At 72.2% G+C, this 17,999-nt stretch carries 17 protein-coding genes; 5 read left to right on the top strand and 12 right to left on the bottom strand.

From position 1 onward, the window contains the following. Positions 1–14: 14 nt before the first annotated feature. Positions 15–1,163 (bottom strand): ArsA family ATPase, encoded by a 1,149-nt coding sequence (locus tag IPJ59_RS34375; protein WP_293275492.1) that lies wholly within the window; start codon positions 1,161–1,163, stop codon positions 15–17. A gap of 31 nt (positions 1,164–1,194) precedes the next feature. Between IPJ59_RS34375 and IPJ59_RS34370 the strand changes: the two genes are divergently transcribed. Next, positions 1,195–1,707, top strand: a complete 513-nt coding sequence (locus tag IPJ59_RS34370; protein ID WP_293275491.1) for an acyl-CoA carboxylase biotin carboxyl carrier protein subunit — start codon at positions 1,195–1,197, stop codon at positions 1,705–1,707. A 29-nt stretch (positions 1,708–1,736) separates the two neighbouring features. Here the strand turns inward: IPJ59_RS34370 and IPJ59_RS34365 are convergent, their stop codons facing one another. After that, the gene (locus tag IPJ59_RS34365) at positions 1,737–2,696 is read right to left on the bottom strand and encodes an ArsA-related P-loop ATPase (protein ID WP_293275490.1); all 960 of its coding nucleotides are present in this window, start codon (positions 2,694–2,696) and stop codon (positions 1,737–1,739) included. A 179-nt stretch (positions 2,697–2,875) separates the two neighbouring features. Here IPJ59_RS34365 and map point away from each other — a divergent pair, with 179 nt between their 5' ends. After that, positions 2,876–3,661 (top strand): type I methionyl aminopeptidase, encoded by a 786-nt coding sequence (map, locus tag IPJ59_RS34360; protein ID WP_293275489.1) that lies wholly within the window; start codon positions 2,876–2,878, stop codon positions 3,659–3,661. A 16-nt stretch (positions 3,662–3,677) separates the two neighbouring features. Beyond that, a complete protein-coding gene (locus tag IPJ59_RS34355) occupies positions 3,678–4,271 on the top strand; it encodes a hypothetical protein (RefSeq protein WP_293275488.1) in 594 nt (197 codons plus the stop codon). Positions 4,272–4,340: 69 nt separating this feature from the next. On the opposite strand, the gene IPJ59_RS34350 is transcribed toward IPJ59_RS34355, so the two are convergent. The 3 genes from IPJ59_RS34350 to IPJ59_RS34340 all read right to left on the bottom strand — a co-directional run bounded on the left by IPJ59_RS34350 (position 4,341) and on the right by IPJ59_RS34340 (position 7,482). Beyond that, on the bottom strand, positions 4,341–5,042 hold the full coding sequence (locus tag IPJ59_RS34350; protein ID WP_293246655.1) for a hypothetical protein: 702 nt from the start codon (positions 5,040–5,042) through the stop codon (positions 4,341–4,343). A 105-nt stretch (positions 5,043–5,147) separates the two neighbouring features. Continuing rightward, positions 5,148–6,782, bottom strand: a complete 1,635-nt coding sequence (gpmI, locus tag IPJ59_RS34345) for a 2,3-bisphosphoglycerate-independent phosphoglycerate mutase (RefSeq protein WP_366524754.1) — start codon at positions 6,780–6,782, stop codon at positions 5,148–5,150. Positions 6,783–6,786: 4 nt separating this feature from the next. Further along, a complete protein-coding gene (locus IPJ59_RS34340) occupies positions 6,787–7,482 on the bottom strand; it encodes a hypothetical protein (protein ID WP_293275486.1) in 696 nt (231 codons plus the stop codon). 52 nt (positions 7,483–7,534) lie between these two features. On the opposite strand from IPJ59_RS34340, the gene IPJ59_RS34335 reads away from it, so the two are divergent. Both IPJ59_RS34335 and IPJ59_RS34330 read left to right on the top strand, forming a co-directional pair. Next, positions 7,535–8,704 (top strand): class I SAM-dependent rRNA methyltransferase, encoded by a 1,170-nt coding sequence (locus IPJ59_RS34335; RefSeq protein WP_293275485.1) that lies wholly within the window; start codon positions 7,535–7,537, stop codon positions 8,702–8,704. 78 nt (positions 8,705–8,782) lie between these two features. Then, a complete protein-coding gene (locus IPJ59_RS34330) occupies positions 8,783–9,682 on the top strand; it encodes an RpnC/YadD family protein (RefSeq protein ID WP_293275484.1) in 900 nt (299 codons plus the stop codon). Positions 9,683–9,690: 8 nt separating this feature from the next. Here the strand turns inward: IPJ59_RS34330 and IPJ59_RS34325 are convergent, their stop codons facing one another. From IPJ59_RS34325 to IPJ59_RS34295, 7 genes are all read right to left on the bottom strand, one after another. Next, positions 9,691–9,972, bottom strand: coding sequence for a hypothetical protein (locus tag IPJ59_RS34325; protein ID WP_293246641.1), 282 nt, complete (start codon positions 9,970–9,972; stop codon positions 9,691–9,693). Positions 9,973–10,157: 185 nt separating this feature from the next. Beyond that, a complete protein-coding gene (locus tag IPJ59_RS34320) occupies positions 10,158–10,955 on the bottom strand; it encodes an SH3 domain-containing protein (protein WP_293246638.1) in 798 nt (265 codons plus the stop codon). Further along, entirely contained in the window at positions 10,952–13,522 is a 2,571-nt protein-coding gene (locus IPJ59_RS34315; RefSeq protein ID WP_293275483.1) for a BatD family protein, read from the bottom strand. Before IPJ59_RS34315 ends, IPJ59_RS34320 begins: the two co-directional genes overlap by 4 nt. Then, positions 13,519–14,685 carry a vWA domain-containing protein gene (locus IPJ59_RS34310; RefSeq protein WP_293275482.1) on the bottom strand — a complete coding sequence of 389 codons (1,167 nt, stop codon included), beginning with the start codon at positions 14,683–14,685 and terminating at the stop codon, positions 13,519–13,521. The genes IPJ59_RS34315 and IPJ59_RS34310 overlap by 4 nt, the downstream gene beginning before the upstream one ends. Positions 14,686–14,752: 67 nt before the next feature. Then, complete coding sequence (locus IPJ59_RS34305) at positions 14,753–15,781, bottom strand: VWA domain-containing protein (RefSeq protein WP_293275481.1); 1,029 nt, start codon at positions 15,779–15,781, stop codon at positions 14,753–14,755. Next, positions 15,778–17,022 carry a hypothetical protein gene (locus IPJ59_RS34300; protein ID WP_293275480.1) on the bottom strand — a complete coding sequence of 415 codons (1,245 nt, stop codon included), beginning with the start codon at positions 17,020–17,022 and terminating at the stop codon, positions 15,778–15,780. The genes IPJ59_RS34305 and IPJ59_RS34300 overlap by 4 nt, the downstream gene beginning before the upstream one ends. Further along, positions 17,019–17,996, bottom strand: coding sequence for a DUF58 domain-containing protein (locus tag IPJ59_RS34295; RefSeq protein ID WP_293246618.1), 978 nt, complete (start codon positions 17,994–17,996; stop codon positions 17,019–17,021). Before IPJ59_RS34295 ends, IPJ59_RS34300 begins: the two co-directional genes overlap by 4 nt. Positions 17,997–17,999: the final 3 nt, after the last annotated feature.

The following is a 17,999-nucleotide window of genomic DNA, read 5'->3' as shown; positions in this document are numbered from 1 at the left end:
GCACGCGCTGCGGGTCACGCTGCCCGCACGAACTGACTGACGAGCTCGTGGAGGTCGGCGAGCGAGGTCGGGGGTGGTTCGCGCTGCGGGAGCAGCCACAGCGGCAGCTGCGGGTAGGCGCGCGCGAGGGTGGTGCGGGCCTCGAGGCTCTGCTGGCCCTGGGCGACCAGGCCGGCGTAGGCGGCGGAGATCCGCTGCAAGCTGTCCGCGAGGACAGGTGCTGGCAGCTGCGCGGCGAGGGCGGCGAGGATGGCGTCGCGGGGCGGCGCGGGCGGGAACGGCGGGAGCACGCGGTTGAGGACGACGGAGTCGACCCGGAGGCCGCGCTGGTGGAGCACGGCGAGGAAGTCGAGGGCCTCGCGGACGCTGAAGGGGGAGGCGGAGGTTGCGAGCACGACGCCGGTGTCGGGCGAGCGGAGCAGCGACTGGAAGTCGCCGGCGCGGGCCTGGAAGGTCGCGAGCACGCCGGAGAAGTCGCGAAGAAAGGCGCCGAGCTCGGTGATGAAATTGCTGCCGGCGAGGCTGGAGAGGGTGCGCAGGACCAGGTTGTTGCCGATGCCGAGGAGGCGGGCGCCGAGGCGGCCGCCGCCGGTGAGGAGGCGAGCGGCGGGGTTCTGGGCCAACTCGTGGATGCGTTCGGGAGCGGTGAGGAAGTCGATCGCGTTGGCGGTGGGGGGCGTGTCGAGGACGATGAGGTCGTAGCTGCGGGCGGCGTGGAGCAGCTGGAGCTTGGCCATCGCCGCGTACTCGAGCGCGCCGCCGAGGTTCTCGGCCATCGCCTTGTAAATCGGGTTGCGGAGGATCGCCTCGGCGGCGGCCGGGGTCTCGGCGAAGCTGCGGACCAGCTCGGCGAACACCTGCTCGGTGGCCAGCCACAGCGCGTGCAGGCTGCCGCCGGGCCCCGCCAAGGCGCCGTCAGGGGGCAGCGCGACCTCGACGGGGGCGCCGCCCTCGATCGGTGTGCCGGCGCCGGTGGTGTGGAAGCCGAGGGCCTGGGCCAGGCGGCGCGAGGGGTCGATCGTGACGACCAGGACCCGGCGGCCGCGCTGGGCCGAGCCGAGGGCCAGGGCCGCGGCGCAGGTCGTCTTCCCTACCCCGCCGGGGCCGACGCAGAGCACGACGCGGCGGGCGGCGGCGAAGGCGAGCGGGTCGGTCGTGGACACGGTCGGTGGCATGGGTCTAATCTCCGCGACCGTGACGAGCGTTCAAGAGTTCATTGTTCGCGTCGGCGAGCGCGCGCACAGGGTCCGCGTCGAGGGCGAGCGGGCGCAGGTGGATGGGGTCTGGATGACGGTGGTCGCGAGTCCGGGCGGGCGCAGCCTGGTGCGCGAGGACGGGGGTCACGGGCAGCGCGCGGTGACCCTCGACGGGCGGGCCGCGGCGGACTCGGCGAGCGTGGGCGGGGTGGCCACCGTGGTCGAAGTGCGCACCGCTCAGGCGGCCGCGCTGGCGGCGACGATGGCGGGTGGGCGCGCCGGCGGTGCGGCTGGTTCGCAGCTCAAGGCGCCGATGCCGGGGCGGGTGGTGCGGCTGCTGGTGGGCGTGGGGCAGGTGGTCGAGCGCGGGGCGCCGGTGATCATCGTCGAGGCGATGAAGATGGAGAACGAGGTGCGCGCGAGCGCGTCCGGGACGGTGCTGCGGATCAACACCAGCGAGGGCGCGACGGTCGACGCCGGGCAGCTGCTCGTCGAGCTCGAGCTGGCCTGAAGTACATGAACGAAGGGACATGTGCGCTGTCACATGTCCGCCGAGACAGGTTGTTCGAGGCCCGTGAGCAGCTGCTCGAGGTCGCGCTGGCCGGAGAAGCCCTGGAAGCGCCACGGCAGGGCGAGCACGGGCGGCAGCGGACCGGCGCTGCTGGCCTCGGCGAGCCACGCGGCCACGCCCTCGCGCTGGCGGAGGCCCTGCTGGGCGACGACGGTGGTCGCGGCGAAGACCCGGCCGAGGGCGCCGTCGGGGTCGATGGAGGAGTCGGGAGCGGCGAGCGAGGGCAGGCTTGCGGGCCACAGGCCGTTGACGACGATGGCGCCGATGTTCACGTGAAGCTCCTCACGGAGCGCGGTGGCCATCTCGCCGAGCTCGCTGAGCGGCCAGCGGTCGGGGAGTCCGACGAGCACGGCTTGCACGCGGGTGGGGTCCTCGAGGCTGTCTTGCATGAGGCGGGCCTCGCGAGGGAGCGGGCCGACGGAGAGGGTGCGGAGGATCGCCTGCGGGATGCCGAGGGTGTAGCGGAGGTGTCCGGTCGCGGGTCCGTCGAAGATCAACGCGTCGAAGCTGTGGGCGCGGATCGCCTCGTGCCAGACCTTGCCGAGGATCGCGAAGTCGTCGAGGCCGGGGATCGTGCGCAGGAGGCGGCGCATCGGGCCGTTGTTGAACACGGCGTCGGCGATGCGCTGGTTGTGGAGGATGAGCGCGCCGTACTCGCGGATGCACACCTGCGGGACCACTCGCTGCACGTAGAGGCCCGGGGCCGCGGCGGTCGGGGTCTCTTGCAGGGCGGGGAGGCCGAGCATCCAGGCCAGGCGGTCGTCGAGGCCGACGGTCGCGACCAGCACGCGACGGCCGCGGCGGGCCAGCGCGAGGCCGAGGAGCGCCGCGACGGTGGTGCGCCCCACCCCACCCTTGCCGCTGACGATCAGGAGTTGCCTCGCCGCGAGCGCGTCGAAGACCGACTCCGGGCTGCGGCTGGCATCCATGCGGGGGCGAACCTTCGCACAGCTGACGCGGGGGTGCCAGCGCAGCGTCACGCTGGCGGGGTCTTGACCGGGGCGTGGCGTCACTCCCATGCTCCCCGGCCATGGGCTTCGCAGCGGCGATGGCCGGGCGTTTGCGCTCACTCACTACACGCGTCTTGTACGGCGCGGCCAGGGACGAGATGGCGGTCGAGATCAAGAGTAAGGCGGAGATCGAGAAGATGCGGACGACCTGCCGGCTGGCGGCGTCGGTGCTGGAATTCATCGAGCCACACGTGGTCCCTGGCGTGACCACCGGCGAGCTCGACAGGCTCTGCCACGACTACATCGTCAAGCACGGCGCGTACCCCTCGCCGCTCAACTACAAGGGCTTCCCGAAGTCGATCTGCACCTCGGTGAACGAGGTCATCTGTCACGGCATCCCGGGCAACCGGGCGCTCAAGGCCGGCGACATCATCAACCTCGACATCACGACCACGCTGGACGGCTACTTCGGCGACTGCTCGGACATGTTCGTGGTCGGCGGCGGCACCACGCCCGAGGTGGAGAAGCTGATCGACGTGACGCGCGAGAGCCTGTGGCTTGGCATCGCCGAGGTCGCGCCGGGCAAGCAGATCGGGGACATCGGCGCGGCGATCTCGGAGTTCGCCGGCAAGCGCCACGGCTACGGGGTGGTCGAGGCCTTCTGCGGGCACGGCATCGGCCGCGAGTTCCACATGCCGCCGCAGGTGTCGCACGTGGGCAAGCGCGGCGTCGGCCTGCGCATGAAGCCGGGCATGACCTTCACCATCGAGCCGATGATCAACCTCGGCACCAAGCACTGCGACGTGCTCGGCGACGGCTGGACGGCGGTCACGCAGGACAAGAAGTGGAGCGCGCAGGCCGAGCACACCGTGCTGGTGACCGAGCATGGGCACGAGGTGCTGACGCTGCGCGAGCGCGGCTACCGACCGAAGTGGGCCAGCTGAGGCCAACGGAGGCGCCATGCGGGCCGCGTGCAGCCTGATCCTCGCGCTGCTGGGCTGCGGCGCGGAGGCGGCGGGTGAGGCGAGCGGGCCGGGGCCGGACTGTGCGGTGTGGATCGCCGCGGGCGAGCGGGCGCGGGGCTGCGACCCGGCGATCGCGGGGCTGCTGCTCGAGTTGCAGGCGCGGCCGGAGGAGCGGCGCTGCCGGGCGGCGGCGCGGCAGCTGCTCGCCCCGCTGCGGGCCGAACCGCCGCGGATCGTCAGCGTGTACGAGCCGGCGACGCCGGCCGACGCCGGGCCCTTGACGGCGGAGGAGCGCGCGGCGCTGCTCGGCATGGCGCTGCCGGGCACCGTGGTGGTCACGCCCGACCTGGCCCCGGGGCCAGGTGTGCCAGTCACGACGGCGGAGCTCGGCGGGGTGCCGCTGGCGGTCGACGGCGACGGTCGGCTGCGGGGGACGCGGGCGCCGGGCGAGCACACGCTGGCGCTGCGCCACGCGAACGCTATGTCGCGCTCGTGCGTGACGCTGCGAGCCTGCGAGACGGTGGCTTTAACGGGCCACGGCGCCGAAGTGGCGCCGCATCCCTCGCTGCGTGCGGGGCCCTGCCCCTGATCACGGCCTGATCACAGCTTGATCACGGCCTGATCACAGCCTGATCACAGCTTGATCACGGGTGGTCGTTCACTGGGCCGGCTTGTCGTCGGCGGCGGTCTTGAAGTACGGCATGATCGCCTTCCAGTCCTGGACGATCGCGCGGCTGTCGCCATACGGGTACTCCATGCGGGCGATGAAGACGACGTCGTTGACGGGCCACATAAACTGCTGGATCTCGCGGACCGCGTTGGTGCCGCTCTCGTCCATCACCTGCAGCTTGGCGTAGATGCCGGTCTTGTAGAAGTAGTCGTCGTTGAAGGCGAGCTCCTCGACCTTGAGGCCCGACTCCTTGTAGGCGTTGTTGTAGTAGGCGACGGCGCGCTCGTCGATCGGGCGGCCCTTGGGCGCGAGGTAGAAGGTCAGGGCGATCGCGTCGGCGTCGGCCGCGGGCTCGCCGACGCCGTCCGGGTCGGCCGAGGCGCCGCCCGAGGCGCAGGCGAGGATCGGCACCCACTTGTCCTCGCCCTCGGGCGAGTGGCCGAGCTCGTCGCAGTTCTTGAACACGTAGAGGGTGTCGGGGACCTCGAACACGAGGTCGAGCTGCGAAAAGATGAACTTGTTGCCCGACTTCTCGCCGCCCGAGGGCTCATCGAGCCACTGGCGCGCCTTCGACTTCTTGCCGCCGCGGTAGCCGCCCTTGTCACCGCAGCCCTGGGCGGCGATGCCGGCCGTGGTGATCAGCGAGAGGGCGAGGAGCGTGACAGTGGACAGGGGGCGGCGAGGCGTCATCTTGGCGGTCTCCGGGCGAGATGGCGCGGACATTAGCAAAGCTGGTCGGCCGCGGGAAGCCGCGGGCGTGTGAGCGCGGGCGCGCGGGGCCGTGGCTTCGTGGCTTCAGTGGGCCGACGCCAGCAGGCTGGCGCGCAGGGCCTCGGGGACGGCGTGGCCGAGCAGCTCCAGGCAGGTGGCGGCGACGTTGCTGAGGCCAGCGCCGGGCGGTGGGGCGAGGCGAGGGCCGCCGCCGGGCTGGCGGGGGTCGACGATGACGAAGGGGACGCGGTTGAGGGTGTGGCTGGTGCGGACCTGCAGGGCGCCGTCGGGGCGGCGGTCGAACATCTGGTCGGCGTTGCCGTGGTCGGCGGTGACGACGGCGACGCCCTTGCGACGGCGGAGGGCGGCGAGGATGCGGCCGAGGCACAGGTCGACGGCCTCGACGGCGAGGATCGTGGCGTGGAGGTCACCGGTGTGGCCGACCATGTCGCCGTTGGCGAAGTTGAGGCGGACGAAGCGGGGGTGGATGCGGTCGATCTCGGCGAGCAGGCGGTCGGTGATCTCGGCGGCCTTCATCCACGGGCGCTGCTCGAGCGGGGTGAGGTCGGAGGGGATCTCGACGTAGGTCTCGAGCGCGGGGTCGAAGGGCTCGGAGCGGTTGCCGTTCCAGAAGTAGGTGACGTGGCCGAACTTGTGGGTCTCGCTGATCGCCAGCTGCGAGACGCCGCTGACGGCCAGCATCTCGCCCATGGTCCCGGCGATCGCCGGCGGGGCGACCAGGTAGCGGGCCGGGAGCTTGAGGTCGCCGTCGTACTGCGTCATGCCGGCGAAGAACACCCGCGGGCGGACGCCGCGATCGAAGCCGGTGAAGTGCTCGTCCTCGAAGGCGCGGGTCAGCTCGAGGGCCCGGTCGCCGCGGAAGTTGAACAGCAGCACGGCGGCGCCGTCGCGGATCGGGCCGACCGGGCCGTGCTCGTCGGCGATCACGAAGCCGGGGAGGTTCTGATCGTCGAGGCCGGTCTCGTTGTACAGGGTCTCGATCGCCGCGCGGGCGCTGGTGAAGCGGCGGCCCTCGCCGCGCACGTGGATCTGCCAGCCGCGGGCGACGATCTGCCAGTCGGCCTCGTAGCGGTCCATGGTGACGACCATGCGCCCGCCGCCGCTGGCGATCCGGTAGTCGCGGCCGGACTGCGAGAGCTCGGCGAGCACCTGCTCGAGGCGATCGATGTAGAGCAGCGCGGAGCGGCCGGGGACGTCGCGGCCGTCGACGAGGACGTGCACGCGGGCCTTCGTCACGCCCTCGCTGGCGGCCTGGCGCAGGAGGGCGAGTAGGTGGTCGATGTGGCTGTGGACGTTGCCGTCCGAGAGCAGGCCGATGAAGTGCAGCGGCTCGCCGGAGGCGCGGACGGTGGCGATGGCCTCGTGCCAGGTGCCGCCGCGGTAGAGCTCGCCGGCGGCGATCGCCTCGCTGACCAGCTTGGCACCCTGGTCGACGATGCGGCCGGCGCCGAGGGCGTTGTGGCCGACCTCGCTGTTGCCCATGTCGGCGTCGGAGGGCATGCCGACGGCGGTGCCGTGGGCGAGCAGGCTGGTGAAGGAGGGCAGGCCACGGAGGGCGTCGAGGGTGGGCGTGCGGGCCTGGGCGACGGCGTCGCCGTGGTCGCCGCTGCCGATGCCGACGCCGTCCATGACGATCGCCACGACGGGGCCCTCGGGGGCGCGGCGCCAGGGGTGCGGGCTGAGTGTCTGCATGGACATGTCCTTAGAACCACATCTGGTAGGCGAGCGTGACGGCGAGGGTGAGGTCGAAGACGACGCTGTCGGGCGCGGCGCCCATGGGCGCGTTCGGGTCGGTGACGACGCGGGTCTGCGAGAAGTACTTCTGCAGGTCGACGCCGAGGGCGACGCCCTGGTTGTTGCGGATCGGCACGCCGAAGCTGAGGTCGGCGCGCACGAGGCCGTTGTAGGCGACGGTGCTCTCGTCGTGCGCGGGCTCGGCGTCGACGACCCGGCGCCAGCTCGAGACCCCGAGCCCGCCGCCAGCGCCGAACTCGATCAGCAGCGGACCGGCGGGCACCTGGAAGTGCGGGCCGAGGGCGAGGTCGGTGTGCGAGAGCACCGACCAGCGGCGGGTGGTCGGGCCCGCGAGTCCGTCGCCGCTATCGAGACCAGTGACGAGGCGGGCCCGCATGTAGCGGCTGTGGCCGCCGTGGAAGGCGAAGCCGAAGCGCATCGGGCCGAGCTGGAGGGCGTAATAGGCGAGCTTGAGGCCGAAGCCGAAGCCGAGCGGGGGCTGGATGACGACGTCGCCGCTGCCGATCAGGACGCCGAGGCGGGCCGAGGCGGCGACGGTGAACACGCGCTCGTCGAGCTGCTTCTGCAGCACCCGGTTGCCACGCGGCGCGCCCGGTCCGGCGGCGAGGACGGCCACCAGCAGCGCGGCGGAGGAGGCGAGCATCGGCGGGGAAGATAGCAAAGCGCGGCGCCGGCCGGCGTGGTAGATGCGGCCGGTGAGCACGCGCGTCGAGCTGCGTCGGGACGCGGGCCCGGTCGGTCCGCACCAGGGGCCGTGGGTCCGTCGGCGTCAGGTCGGCAAGGTGTGGGGACCGGGAGATCCGGCGCAGCTGGCCGAGCTGACCGACCACCGCGGGCAGACGCTCGCGTGGGGGCTGATCGGGCCGGACTCGGAGATCACGCTGCGGGTCGTCAGCTTCGGCGCCGCCGCGCCGCCCGCCGACTGGCTGCTTCGCCGCCTCGATGCGGCGCTGGCCGGGCGGCATGCGCTGGGGCTGCGGGACGACGGGGCGACGACCGCGTGGCGGGTCGTCAACAGCGAAGGGGACGGCCTGCCGGGCCTCACGGTCGACCGCTACGGCGACGACATGGTGCTGCAGATCGCGACCGCGGCGATGGCCGCCCGTCAGGCCGAGCTCGCGGCGTTCTTCGCCGCGCGCACGCGAGGTCGCCTGTTCGTCGTGACGCCGGCGCAGGCGGGCGAGCGCGAGGGCTTCACGCCGGCCGAGCAGCTCCACGGCGACGACGCGCGGCTCGAGTTCCGTGAGCACGGGCTGCAGTTCGAGGTGCCGGCACCGCCGGCGCAGAAGACGGGCGCCTACCTCGACCAGCGCGACAACCGACGCCTGGTCGCCGAGCTGGCGCGGAGCTGCGGGGGGCGGCTGCTCGACGTCGGCTGCCACGTCGGCGGCTTCGCGATCCACGCGGCGGCGCTCGGCGTGGACGCGGTGGGGCTCGACCAGAGCGCGCGGGCCCTCGCGTGCGCGCGAGCCAACGCGGCGCGGAGCGGGCTCGCGGAGCGCTGCAGGTGGGTCCAGGGCGACATGTTCGCGGCGCTCGACGACCCGGCGCTGGCGGGGCCCTTCGGGGTGCTGGTGTTCGACCCGCCGCGGGTCGCGAGCAGCGCGCGGGACGTCAGCCGGGCGGCGGGGGCGATGACGGCGAGCCTCGGACGATTGCTGCCGCGGGTGCAGGCCGGCGGCTTCGCGGTGGTGTGTAGCTGCTCGCAGCACCTCGGCGGCGAGGTGCTCGACGCGGCGATGCTGGACGCGAGGGCCGGCGCGTGGACCCGGGTGCACGCGCTCGGCCCGGGCCCGGACCACCCGGTGTGGCCGGGCCACGAGCAGGGCTCGTACTTGCGGGTGCACGTGTATCAGCGCCGCTAATGGCCGGGGCTTCGGGCCGAGAAAGATCGCGGCGCGCTTGCCCGGCGATCGTGGCTGGCTAGACTCCGGCGCCGTCGCATGCCCAAGCTGCCCCACGAAGCTCTGGTCCAGCTGGTCCGCTGCGCGCCGGAGATGGTCGTCGATCTGCTGCAGCGCGAGCTGGCACTGGGTCTGCCGCTGCACCTGCCTCCGCGTGTCACCGCCGCCGAATTCGTCGACCTGAACCTCGCCGAGTACCGCGCCGACGTGGTGCTGATGCTCGGCGATCCAGAGCGGCCGAGCGAGGTGATCGTCGTCGAGGTGCAGAGCGAGATCGACGCCCGCAAGCGCCGCGTCTGGCCGATCTATGTCGCGGGGCCGCGGGTCCGGCTCGGCTGTCCGGTGGTCCTCGTGGTCATCGCCCCCGATCCGCAGGTCGCGGCGTGGTGCGCCGAGCCGATCGACCTCGGCCGCGGCTGCAGCGTGCTCCGCCCGATGGTGCTGGGCCCGGACCAGATCCCCGTGATCACCGATCACGAGGTGGCCCGCCGCTCGCCCGAGCTGGCGGTGCTCTCGGTCGCGGCGCACGGCCGTGAACTCGGCGCCGAGCACATCGCGCTGGCTGCCATCGCCGCCAGCCACGACCTCGACAACGATCGCGACCTCCTCTATCCTGACTTCATCCTCGCGCTCCTCGGCGACCTCGCCCGCGCAGCCCTCGAGAAGATCGTCATGCAGGCCCGCAACTACGAGTTCCAGAGCGACTTCGTCCGCAAGTACTTCTACGGCGGCAAGGCCGAGGGCAAGGCCGAGGGGTTGACCGAGGGCAAGGCCGCAGGCAAGGCCGAGGTGCTGCTCAAGCTGCTGCGCCGCAAGTTCACCGCCGTCGATGCGGCCTACGAGGCCCGCGTGCTCGCCTGTAGCGACGTCGACCAGCTCGACGCGTGGGCCGAGCGGGTCCTTGACGCCGACAGCGTCGCCGCCGTGTTCGCCGCCTGAGGGTGGACTCAGCCGACCGCGGTGCTCGCCCGGGCCGCCAGGTGGTCGACGATCGCGATCCGATACACGCTGTTCTCAGTCTCCACGTAGAACAGCTGGCGCTGCTCGGTGGTGAGGATCCGTCGGACCGCGGTGGTGACCATGCGCCGGCCGTTCGGGTCGCGGAAGATGACCATCCCGCGGCCAACGACGGGCTCCGAGATCAGGAAGCCCTCGTAGGCCTTGCCGACCGCGGTTGCGACCGAAGCCTCACCATTGCTGCGAATCTTGGTTGCGAGGACCGCAAGCACGATTCCACTACATTATCCCCCGCGAGGAAAAACGCCACGGCCAATTTCGGCCGCAACGACAGCCTGCGAGGCCATCTCGTCGTTGCGCTAGCGAGCGCCGCAGCGGGAATCGGAGGGACTGCCGGGCAAACGACCACAGCAGACAGCGGCCCATTCGAGGGTTCGTCCGCGGGTCCGCTTGAAGGTCATGGTGACCTGAGTTCCCCGAGCTCGGCCTGCGGCGCCCAGCCTTCGAGGCCATCCGGCAGACGGATGCGCAGCCAGCCCGACCCGCGATCGACGATGCGCAGGCGACTGCCACCCTGCACGACGAACAGCGCCTTGCGGTGATTACCGGGACCCTCGCGTACCTCGAGCTTGGCCGGCAACGCGATCGCCTGGGGAGCCGCCGACTCGGCGCGCACCGCGTAGCCGTGCAACCCTCCGACGACCAGGTAGATCGCCACCAGCACGCCGATCACGCTGCCGACCACGCCGCCGGGCGCACGCCCGCCGAGGCGTCCGCGCAGCCACCACATCAGCAGCGCCAGCCAGCCTGACGCGAGCGCCAGCCAACCGAAGCTCGGGTCGCCGACAGCCGCCAGCAGGGCGTCGCGCCAGGTCTCTGGGCGGTCGGTCTGGGCAGCATTCGCCGCCGCCGCGACCTCGATTCGCTGGCGCACGATGCCGAGGTTGCGCTGGGCTGCCGCGGCGACGTCGTCGCTCGCCTGCGCCTGCGCCTGCAAGGCCCGACGCAGGTGGTAGGTCGCGAGGCCGAGCTCGCCGAGCTGCGCGTAGGCGCTGCCGAGATTGAACGAGAGCACCGCGCTGCGCCCGGGCAGCAGGCGCTCGGCTTCTTCATAGGCGGCGACCGCCGCCCGCAGCTCACCTGCGGCCGCCGCCTGGTTGCCGCGCACGAAGGCTTCGTCGACCACGTCGGCCCGGGCCACGCTGGCCTGGCCCAGCGTGAACAGCACGAGCAGGACGCTCGCGTAGCGCCTCACGCGGCCTCCGACTTCGCCAGCGATGAGCGACTAACCAGTGTGAGGGCGTCGTCGAGGGCGGCCTTGCGGTCGCTGGCGGCCTCGCTGGCGGCGCCGAAGCGGGCGGCGTCGGAGCGGTCGAGCAGCTCGCCGAGGCGCCGGAGATCGTCCGCGGAGACGCCCTTGCGTGCGAGCAGCTCGAGCAGGGCGCGCCGCGGCAGGCCCTGGCCCTCGGAGCCGGCCCGCTCGACCGCGAGGGCCTGCAGCAGCTGCGAGAGCGCGTTGTAGAAGCCCTCGCCGGAGGCCACGCCGCGCTCGGCCTGGGCGACGAGGCCGCGTTGACGCAGGGCCCGGGCCGCGCTGGCGCGCGAGCGTTCGTCGGGGCCAATGCGGCGCCACAGCAGGCGCGCGAGCCCGCCGACGCCGAGCGCCACGGGAGCGGCGATCATGCCGGTCGTGAAGCGTCGCGGGGTCAGCCACGAGCTCTCCACGGCGACCCGCGGCAGCGCGTCGGGGGTGATGAGCGGCGCGAGCAGGCCGTCGTCGCGGACCGTCGCTGCCTTGCCCGGCGCGGGGGTATCGGTCTTCGCCTCGCTCGGGGCCGGCGCGTTGGCGTCGCCGGTCACCGTGATCTCGATCGCCTGGGTGCTGACGGTCTGATAGCGGGCCGCGGCCGGGTCGAAGAAGCTGAAGCTGTGCGGCGGGACCTGCAACGAGCCGGCCCGCTCGGGGATGACGAGGAACTCGTAGATCTGGGCGCCGCCGACCGGAGCGCCGACGTTCTGGCGGGTCTCCAGCTTGGGGTCGTAGCGGCGCATGCCGTCGAGCTCGGGCCAGGCGCCGGGGTCGATGACGCGGATGTTGCCGGTACCGGTGATCGTCAGCGTGAGCGTGAAGGGCTCGCCCTGCTTCACCTTGGCGCGGTCGACCTTGGCGGCGATCGTGTACACGCCGACATTGTTGGCCGAGAAGCCGGCGGGACGGCCCTCGCTCGGCAGCGGCAGGACCTCGACGGTGGTCGCGCGACCGCCGACGCGGCGGCGCATGCCGACGCCGACCTCGGGCGCGGAGATCGTGAGGGTGCCGGCGCGCTGCGGGAACAGGGCCCGACGCAGGCCCGGGTGCACGCGGTAGGGCACACCGGCGACGCTCTCAGTGCGCATCTCGCCGTCCTGCAGCTCGACGCTCCAGAAGTCGGGGAAGCCGGGCAGCGCGCGCAGCTGGATGTTGGGGAAGGGCAGCCGCTCGTAGACCTCGAGCGCGTAGATCAGCTGCTCGCCGACGTAGACCCGCGGCTTGTCGAGGCGGCTCCACAGGAATATGTCGCCCTGGGCCTCGGTGGGGTCGCCGCTGCCGCCGGCGATCGGCGGGGCCGTGGCCGTGGCGGTGCCGGTGACCTCGAGCACCGGCGTGCGGATCGCGTTGATCTTCACGGCGCCGTTCATCACGTGCACCGGCAACGAGAACTTGCCGGGCTTGCCGGGGATCAGGGTGTAGCTGTAGGTCTGGGTGATCCGCGACTGGCTCACGCCGTTGATGTTCATCGAGGTGAAGCCGCGGAAGGTCGAGGGTTCGCCGGCGATCGTGATGCCGAGCGCGGCGAAGTCGGGCAGCACCGGATCGGGGATGCCCCTGCCCTCGCCGACCCGCTCGACCTGGATCGTCAGCTCGACGGCCTCGCCGACCTGCGTGCTGCTGCGGTCGAGCTCGACGGCCACGGTCACCCGGTCCGCGGCGTGAACCGTCCGCGCGAGCAGGCCCAGCGCGCCGAGGGCCGCGAGCCCGCTCAAGAAGCGACGACGTCCGCCCATCTCACCAGTCCTTCTCCACCGGCACCTGCCGGCCCTGCGGGCGCCCGAGCTGAAACTGGTCCTCGGCGTCGAGCTGCTCGAGCGCCTTGTCGAGGTCGGCGCGGTCGAGCGGCTGCGGCTGCGGCTGCGGCTGCTCGCCCTTCTGCTCGTCCTTCTTCTGCTCGTCCTTCTTCTGCTCGTCCTTCTTCTCTTCGTCCTTCTTCTCCTCGTCCTTCTTCTCTTCGTCCTTCTTCTCCTCGTCCTTCTTCTCTTCGTCCTTCTTCTCTTCGTCCTTCTTCTCTTCGTCCTTCTTCTCTTCGTCCTTCTTCTCTCGTCTTCTTTCTTTTTCTTCTCCTCCTCCTCTTCCTTCTGCTTCTTCTTCAGGAGGGCGAGCTCGAGGTTCCACTTGGCGTTGGCGTGGTCGGGGCGGAGCTTGAGGCACTTGGTGTAGCGCTCGATGGCGGCGTCGAAGGCCTCGGCGTCGAGCTCGAGGTTGCCGAGCTCGTACTCGGCGCTGGCGTGGACGGCGGAGAACTCGGATTCGGTGCCGTGCTCGAAGGCCTTGCGGGCGCCCTCCTTGTCGTCCTTGGCGAGCAGCGCGAGGCCCTTGTCAAAGTGGATCTCCGGGCGCTCGCCGAGGTCGGCCTCGGCGGCGGCGTAGCTGGTGAGGGCGGCCTCGCTGTCGCCGGCGTTGTAGGCGGCGACGCCGGCGTCGATGTCGCCGTGGGTCGAGGCGAGCGCCTCCGCGAGCCAGCCGGCGGCCAGCAGCCCGAGCATCGTCTTGCTGGAGATCATCATGACGGCCTCCTGCGCTCACCCAGGGCCAGCGACAGCGCGAGCAGCAGCAACGCGGGGGCGACCAGGAAGGGGTAGCCCTCCTCGCGGTCGAGCGTCACCGTGTCGGCCCGCTGCCCGCGGGTGAGGTCGCGGACCCACTCGGAGACGGCGTCGAGGCCGAAGCGCTCGGGCTCGACGAGCACGTACTCGCCGCCGGTGGTCTCGGAGAGCTTCTTCAGGCCCGCCTCGTCGACGCGGGTCATGAGGTAGTTGCCCTTCTCGTCGGTCTGGTAGCCGTCGGGCTGGCCCTTGGCGTCGAACTTCTGGATCGGCTCGCCCGACTTGGAGCCGATGCCGACGGTGTAGATGCGGATGCCGAGCTTGGCCGCCTCGGCGGCCATCTCGTTGGGGCGCGAGCTGGTGTCCTCGCCGTCGGTCAGGAGGATGATCACCTGGTCGGCCTCGGGCGGCGGCGGGCCGTCGATGCTGCGCTCCTTGACGGCGTTCTGGCCGGCCTGACGGGCGTCGACGAGGTACTGCAGGGCCAGCTTGAGCGCCTTGCCGATCGCGGTGCCACCGGGGTTCTCGGTCCGCGGGTCGGCCTTGTCGAGGTAGAGCTTCAGCACGCGGGTGTCGCGGCTGACCGGCAGGCCCCGCGCGGCGCCGGCGAACACGACCAGGCCGACCTGGTCGCCGCGGTGCTCGGCCTCGTCGAGGAAACGGCGCAGCTCGGCGGCGAGCCGCTCGCTGCGCGACGGGTAGACGTCCTTGGCGAGCATCGACTTGCTGTAGTCGACGACGAGCACCACATCGAGGCCCCCGACCGGGACGATGCGAGTGGTGCCGCCGTACTGCGGTCGCATCAGCGCGCCGACCAGGAACAGGGCGGCGATGGTGGTGACGACGGCGATGAGGAGGCGGTTGCCGCGGTGCACGCTGGTGACCAGGCGCTGGACCAGGGTGGGGTTGCCGAGGCGGGCGAAGCCGGCCCGGCGCTGACGCGTGGCCCAGACGTAGCCGGCTGCTACCAGCGGCACGAGCACGAGCAGCCACAGCAGGTCGCCGCGGCCGAGCACGAGGGTGTCGAACAGGGTGCGCACGGTGTCGGGCGCGGGCACCGAGGCGACAGCCGCGGCGAGGTCGTTGGGGCCAGGAGCAGGGGCAGGAGCAGGGGCGAAGATCATGGGAACCTCCGCAGCCGGGGAGCGAGTGGGTGCTGCCGCGGAGCACTCGCAGGAACAGGGGCGAAGATCATGGGAACCTCCGCAGCCGGGTCGAGCGCAGCAGGACGTCGGCGAGCAGCAGCAGCAGGGCCGGCCACAGGAACAGGAAGAACAGCTCGGCGCGCACGTGCTCGCCGGCGATGGTCGAGCGCTCGAGCTTGTCGAGCAAGTCCTGGAAGGTGGTGACCAGCGCCTGCTGGTCCTCGGCGGTGTAGGCGTAGCCGCCGGTGAGGCCGGCGATGCGCTCGAGGCGGCCGGGGTCGACGCTCTGGCCGCTGGCGTGGCGACCGATGAGCACCGTGTAGACGGCGATGCCGCGCTCCTTGGCCTCGGCGGCGGCGGAGTCGGGGTCGATGCCCTCCGCGTTGTGGACGCCGTCGGTGAGGAGCACGAGCACCTGGGTGGCGGCGTCGGACTCCTTGAGGCGGTTGAGCGCGAGGCCGAGGCCAGCGCCGATCGCCGTCTTGGAGCCGTCGAGGCTGCCGAGTTGCAGGCGACGGACCAGCTGGCGCAGGACGCCGTGGTCGACGGTCAGCGGCGACACCGTGGACGCGTGGGCGCCGAAGGCCACCATGCCGATGCGGTCGTGCGGGCGGCGGGCGATGAACTGGTCGATGACCTCCTTGGCGGCCTCGAGGCGGTTGGGGAACAGGTCGTCGGCCTCCATCGACTCGCTGAGGTCGAGGGCGATGGCGATGTCGATGCCCTCGTGCTCGACGCGGTCGGTGAGGCGGCTCGACTGCGGGCGGGCCAGGGCGAAGGCCAGCAGCAGCGCCGCGGCCAGGCGCATGCCGTCCGGGAGGTGGGCCAGGCGCGCGGCCAGGCCGGGGCCGAGGCTGCGGGCCGAGCGGGTGCGCGAGAACTGCATGGTCGGCGGACGCGGCGTGAGGCCAGCGCGCACGGCCAGGGCGAGCAGTGGGATGATGGCGGTGAGCAGCCACCAGGGGTTGTCGAGGACGATGAAGCGCAGGTCCTGACCGACGACGAGGGCGACGCCGCCGAGGGCGAGGGCGAGGGCGGCGAGGGCGAAGCCGAGGATGGGGAGCAGCGATCTCACGCGGCGACCTCCGGCTTGGTCTCGGGCGGCGAGCTGTCCTTCGGGCCAGGTTTATCGTCGCTGTCCTTCGGGTCAGCTTTGGCGCTGGGGACGGTGGCGTCGACCATCTTGCGCACCTCCTCGAGGGCGGCGGTCGCCTCCTCGCCGGGCGGGGCGAAGCGGGCGAACTTGACGAGGTCGCAGGCCTGAAGGAAGCGGACCAGCTCGGTCGGCTTCAGCGGGGCGATCTGGGCCGCGGCCTGCTCGAGGGCGCGGCGCAGCTCGTCGGTGGTGCGGTCGAGGGCGTCGATGCCGAAGCGGCCCTCGATGTACCCCTTGGCGATCTCGGTGAGCTGCAGGTAGTAGTCCTGGTAGGCGCCGCGGGCCACCAGCTCGGCCTTCTGCAGATCGTCGAGTTGCTGGTAGGCGACGACGTGGGCCGGGACCGGCGGCGGCAGGACCACCGGGCGCGGGCGTCGGCGCCAGCGGGCGAACAGCAGGCCGCCGACCAGGCCGACCAGCAGCGCCGCGGCGGCGCTGTAGATGATGATCTCGGCGCGGCGGTTGGGGTACTCGAGCGAGACGGGCGGGTCCTCGAGCTGACGCTTCGGGTCGGGCTCGTTGGCCAGCAGGCTGCTGACCGTGAAGGGCGTGGGCGGGACCTGGACGGTCTGCACGGCGCCGTCGGGGCCGAGGTAGGTGAGCGGGAAGGCGGGCACGCGGGCCTCGCCGACCGCGAAGTGCTGCGCGGTGATCGTGAACACCTTGCGGAAGCCCTGGCCGGTCGACTCGGGCTCGGCCTCGTCGACCGAGACCAGGTGCAGCGGGTCGAGCACGAGGCCGAGCGGGAGGTTGACGGTGTAGCCGGCCGGGTAGGCGGCGGTGAGCTCTAACTTGAGCAGGTCGCCGACCTGCGAGGGGTCGGGGGAGATCTTGGCGGTCACGGCGACGGGGCCGTCGACGGCGGGCGGGCTGTCCGCGGGGACAGGTGCGGCGGCTGCGGGGCCCGGCGCGACGGGGACGGGCGCGGGCGGGCTGTCCGTGGGGACGGGCGCGGACGGGCTGTCCGTGGGGACAGGTTGGCTGTCCGTGGGGACAGCTGCGGACGGGCTGTCCGTGGGGACAGGCTGGCTGTCCGTGGGGACCGCTGCGGACGGGCTGTCCGTGGGGACAGGCTGGCTGTCCGCGACAGGCGCGGGCGGGCTGTCCGTGGGGACAGGCGCGGCCAGGAGGATCGCTAGCAGGGTCAGGGAGGCGGTCATCGGCGCATCCTCCGGGCTCGCCGGGCGAAGAAGTGGACGAGGGGCTTTTGCCAGTCGTCGCCGCAGCGGATCGACATGCCGTCGAGCCGCAGCTTGCGCAGGAGGGCGTCGACGCGCTCGCGCTCGGCGGCGACCTGCTTGCGGTAGCGGGCGGCGCGGCGCGGGCTCAGGTCGATGAAGTGCTCGCCGCCGAGGCCGAGGAGCTCGAGGTCCTCGAAGGCGACGAGGCCGAGGGCTGGGAGCTCGAGCTCGACGGGGTCCTCGACTCTTATCGGGATGAGGTCGTGGCGGCGGCGGACGACCTTGAGGGCGTGCTCGAAGGCGTGGGCCTCGTCCTGGCGGGCGGGCTCGTCGGGGAGCACGTCGACGAAGTCGGAGATGAGGATCGCCACGGTGTGGCCGCGGGCCAGGCGGGCCAGGTACTCGAGGCCGGCGGCGGCCCGGGTGCCGCGGCGGCGGGTCTCGTGGGTGAGCAGCTGCTGGACCACGGCGAGCACGTGCTTGCGGCCGCTGCGGGGCGGGACGAACACCTCGACCTCGTCGGTGAAGCCGATCAGGCCGACGCGGTCGTTGTTGCGGATCGCGGAGAAGGCGAAGGTCGCGGCGAGGCGGGCGACCAGGCTGCGCTTGTCGAAGTCGCGGCTGCCGAGGTCGAGGCTGGCGGACATGTCGACGACGAGCATGACGGTCAGCTCGCGCTCCTCGGCGAACAGCTTGACGTGCGGCTCGCCGGTGCGGGCGGTGACGTTCCAGTCGATCGTGCGCACGTCGTCGCCGGGGGTGTACTGGCGGACCTCCGAGAAGGCCACGCCCTGGCCCTTGAAGACCGACTGATAGGAGCCGGCGAGGTGCTGGTTGACCAGGCGCGAGGTCTGGATCTCGATGCGACGGATCTCCCGCAGCAGCTGGGCCGTGCGGGCCTTGGCTTCCTCGCGGGCTTGCTCCGCGCGGCTATCGGCGGTGGGGCGGGCCATCGC

Source organism: Nannocystis sp. (genome assembly GCF_016714285.1).
Taxonomy (GTDB): domain Bacteria; phylum Myxococcota_A; class Polyangia; order Nannocystales; family Nannocystaceae; genus Nannocystis.
Note: the sequence above shows the minus strand (reverse complement) of the source record. Positions and strands in the feature narration are given on the sequence as shown.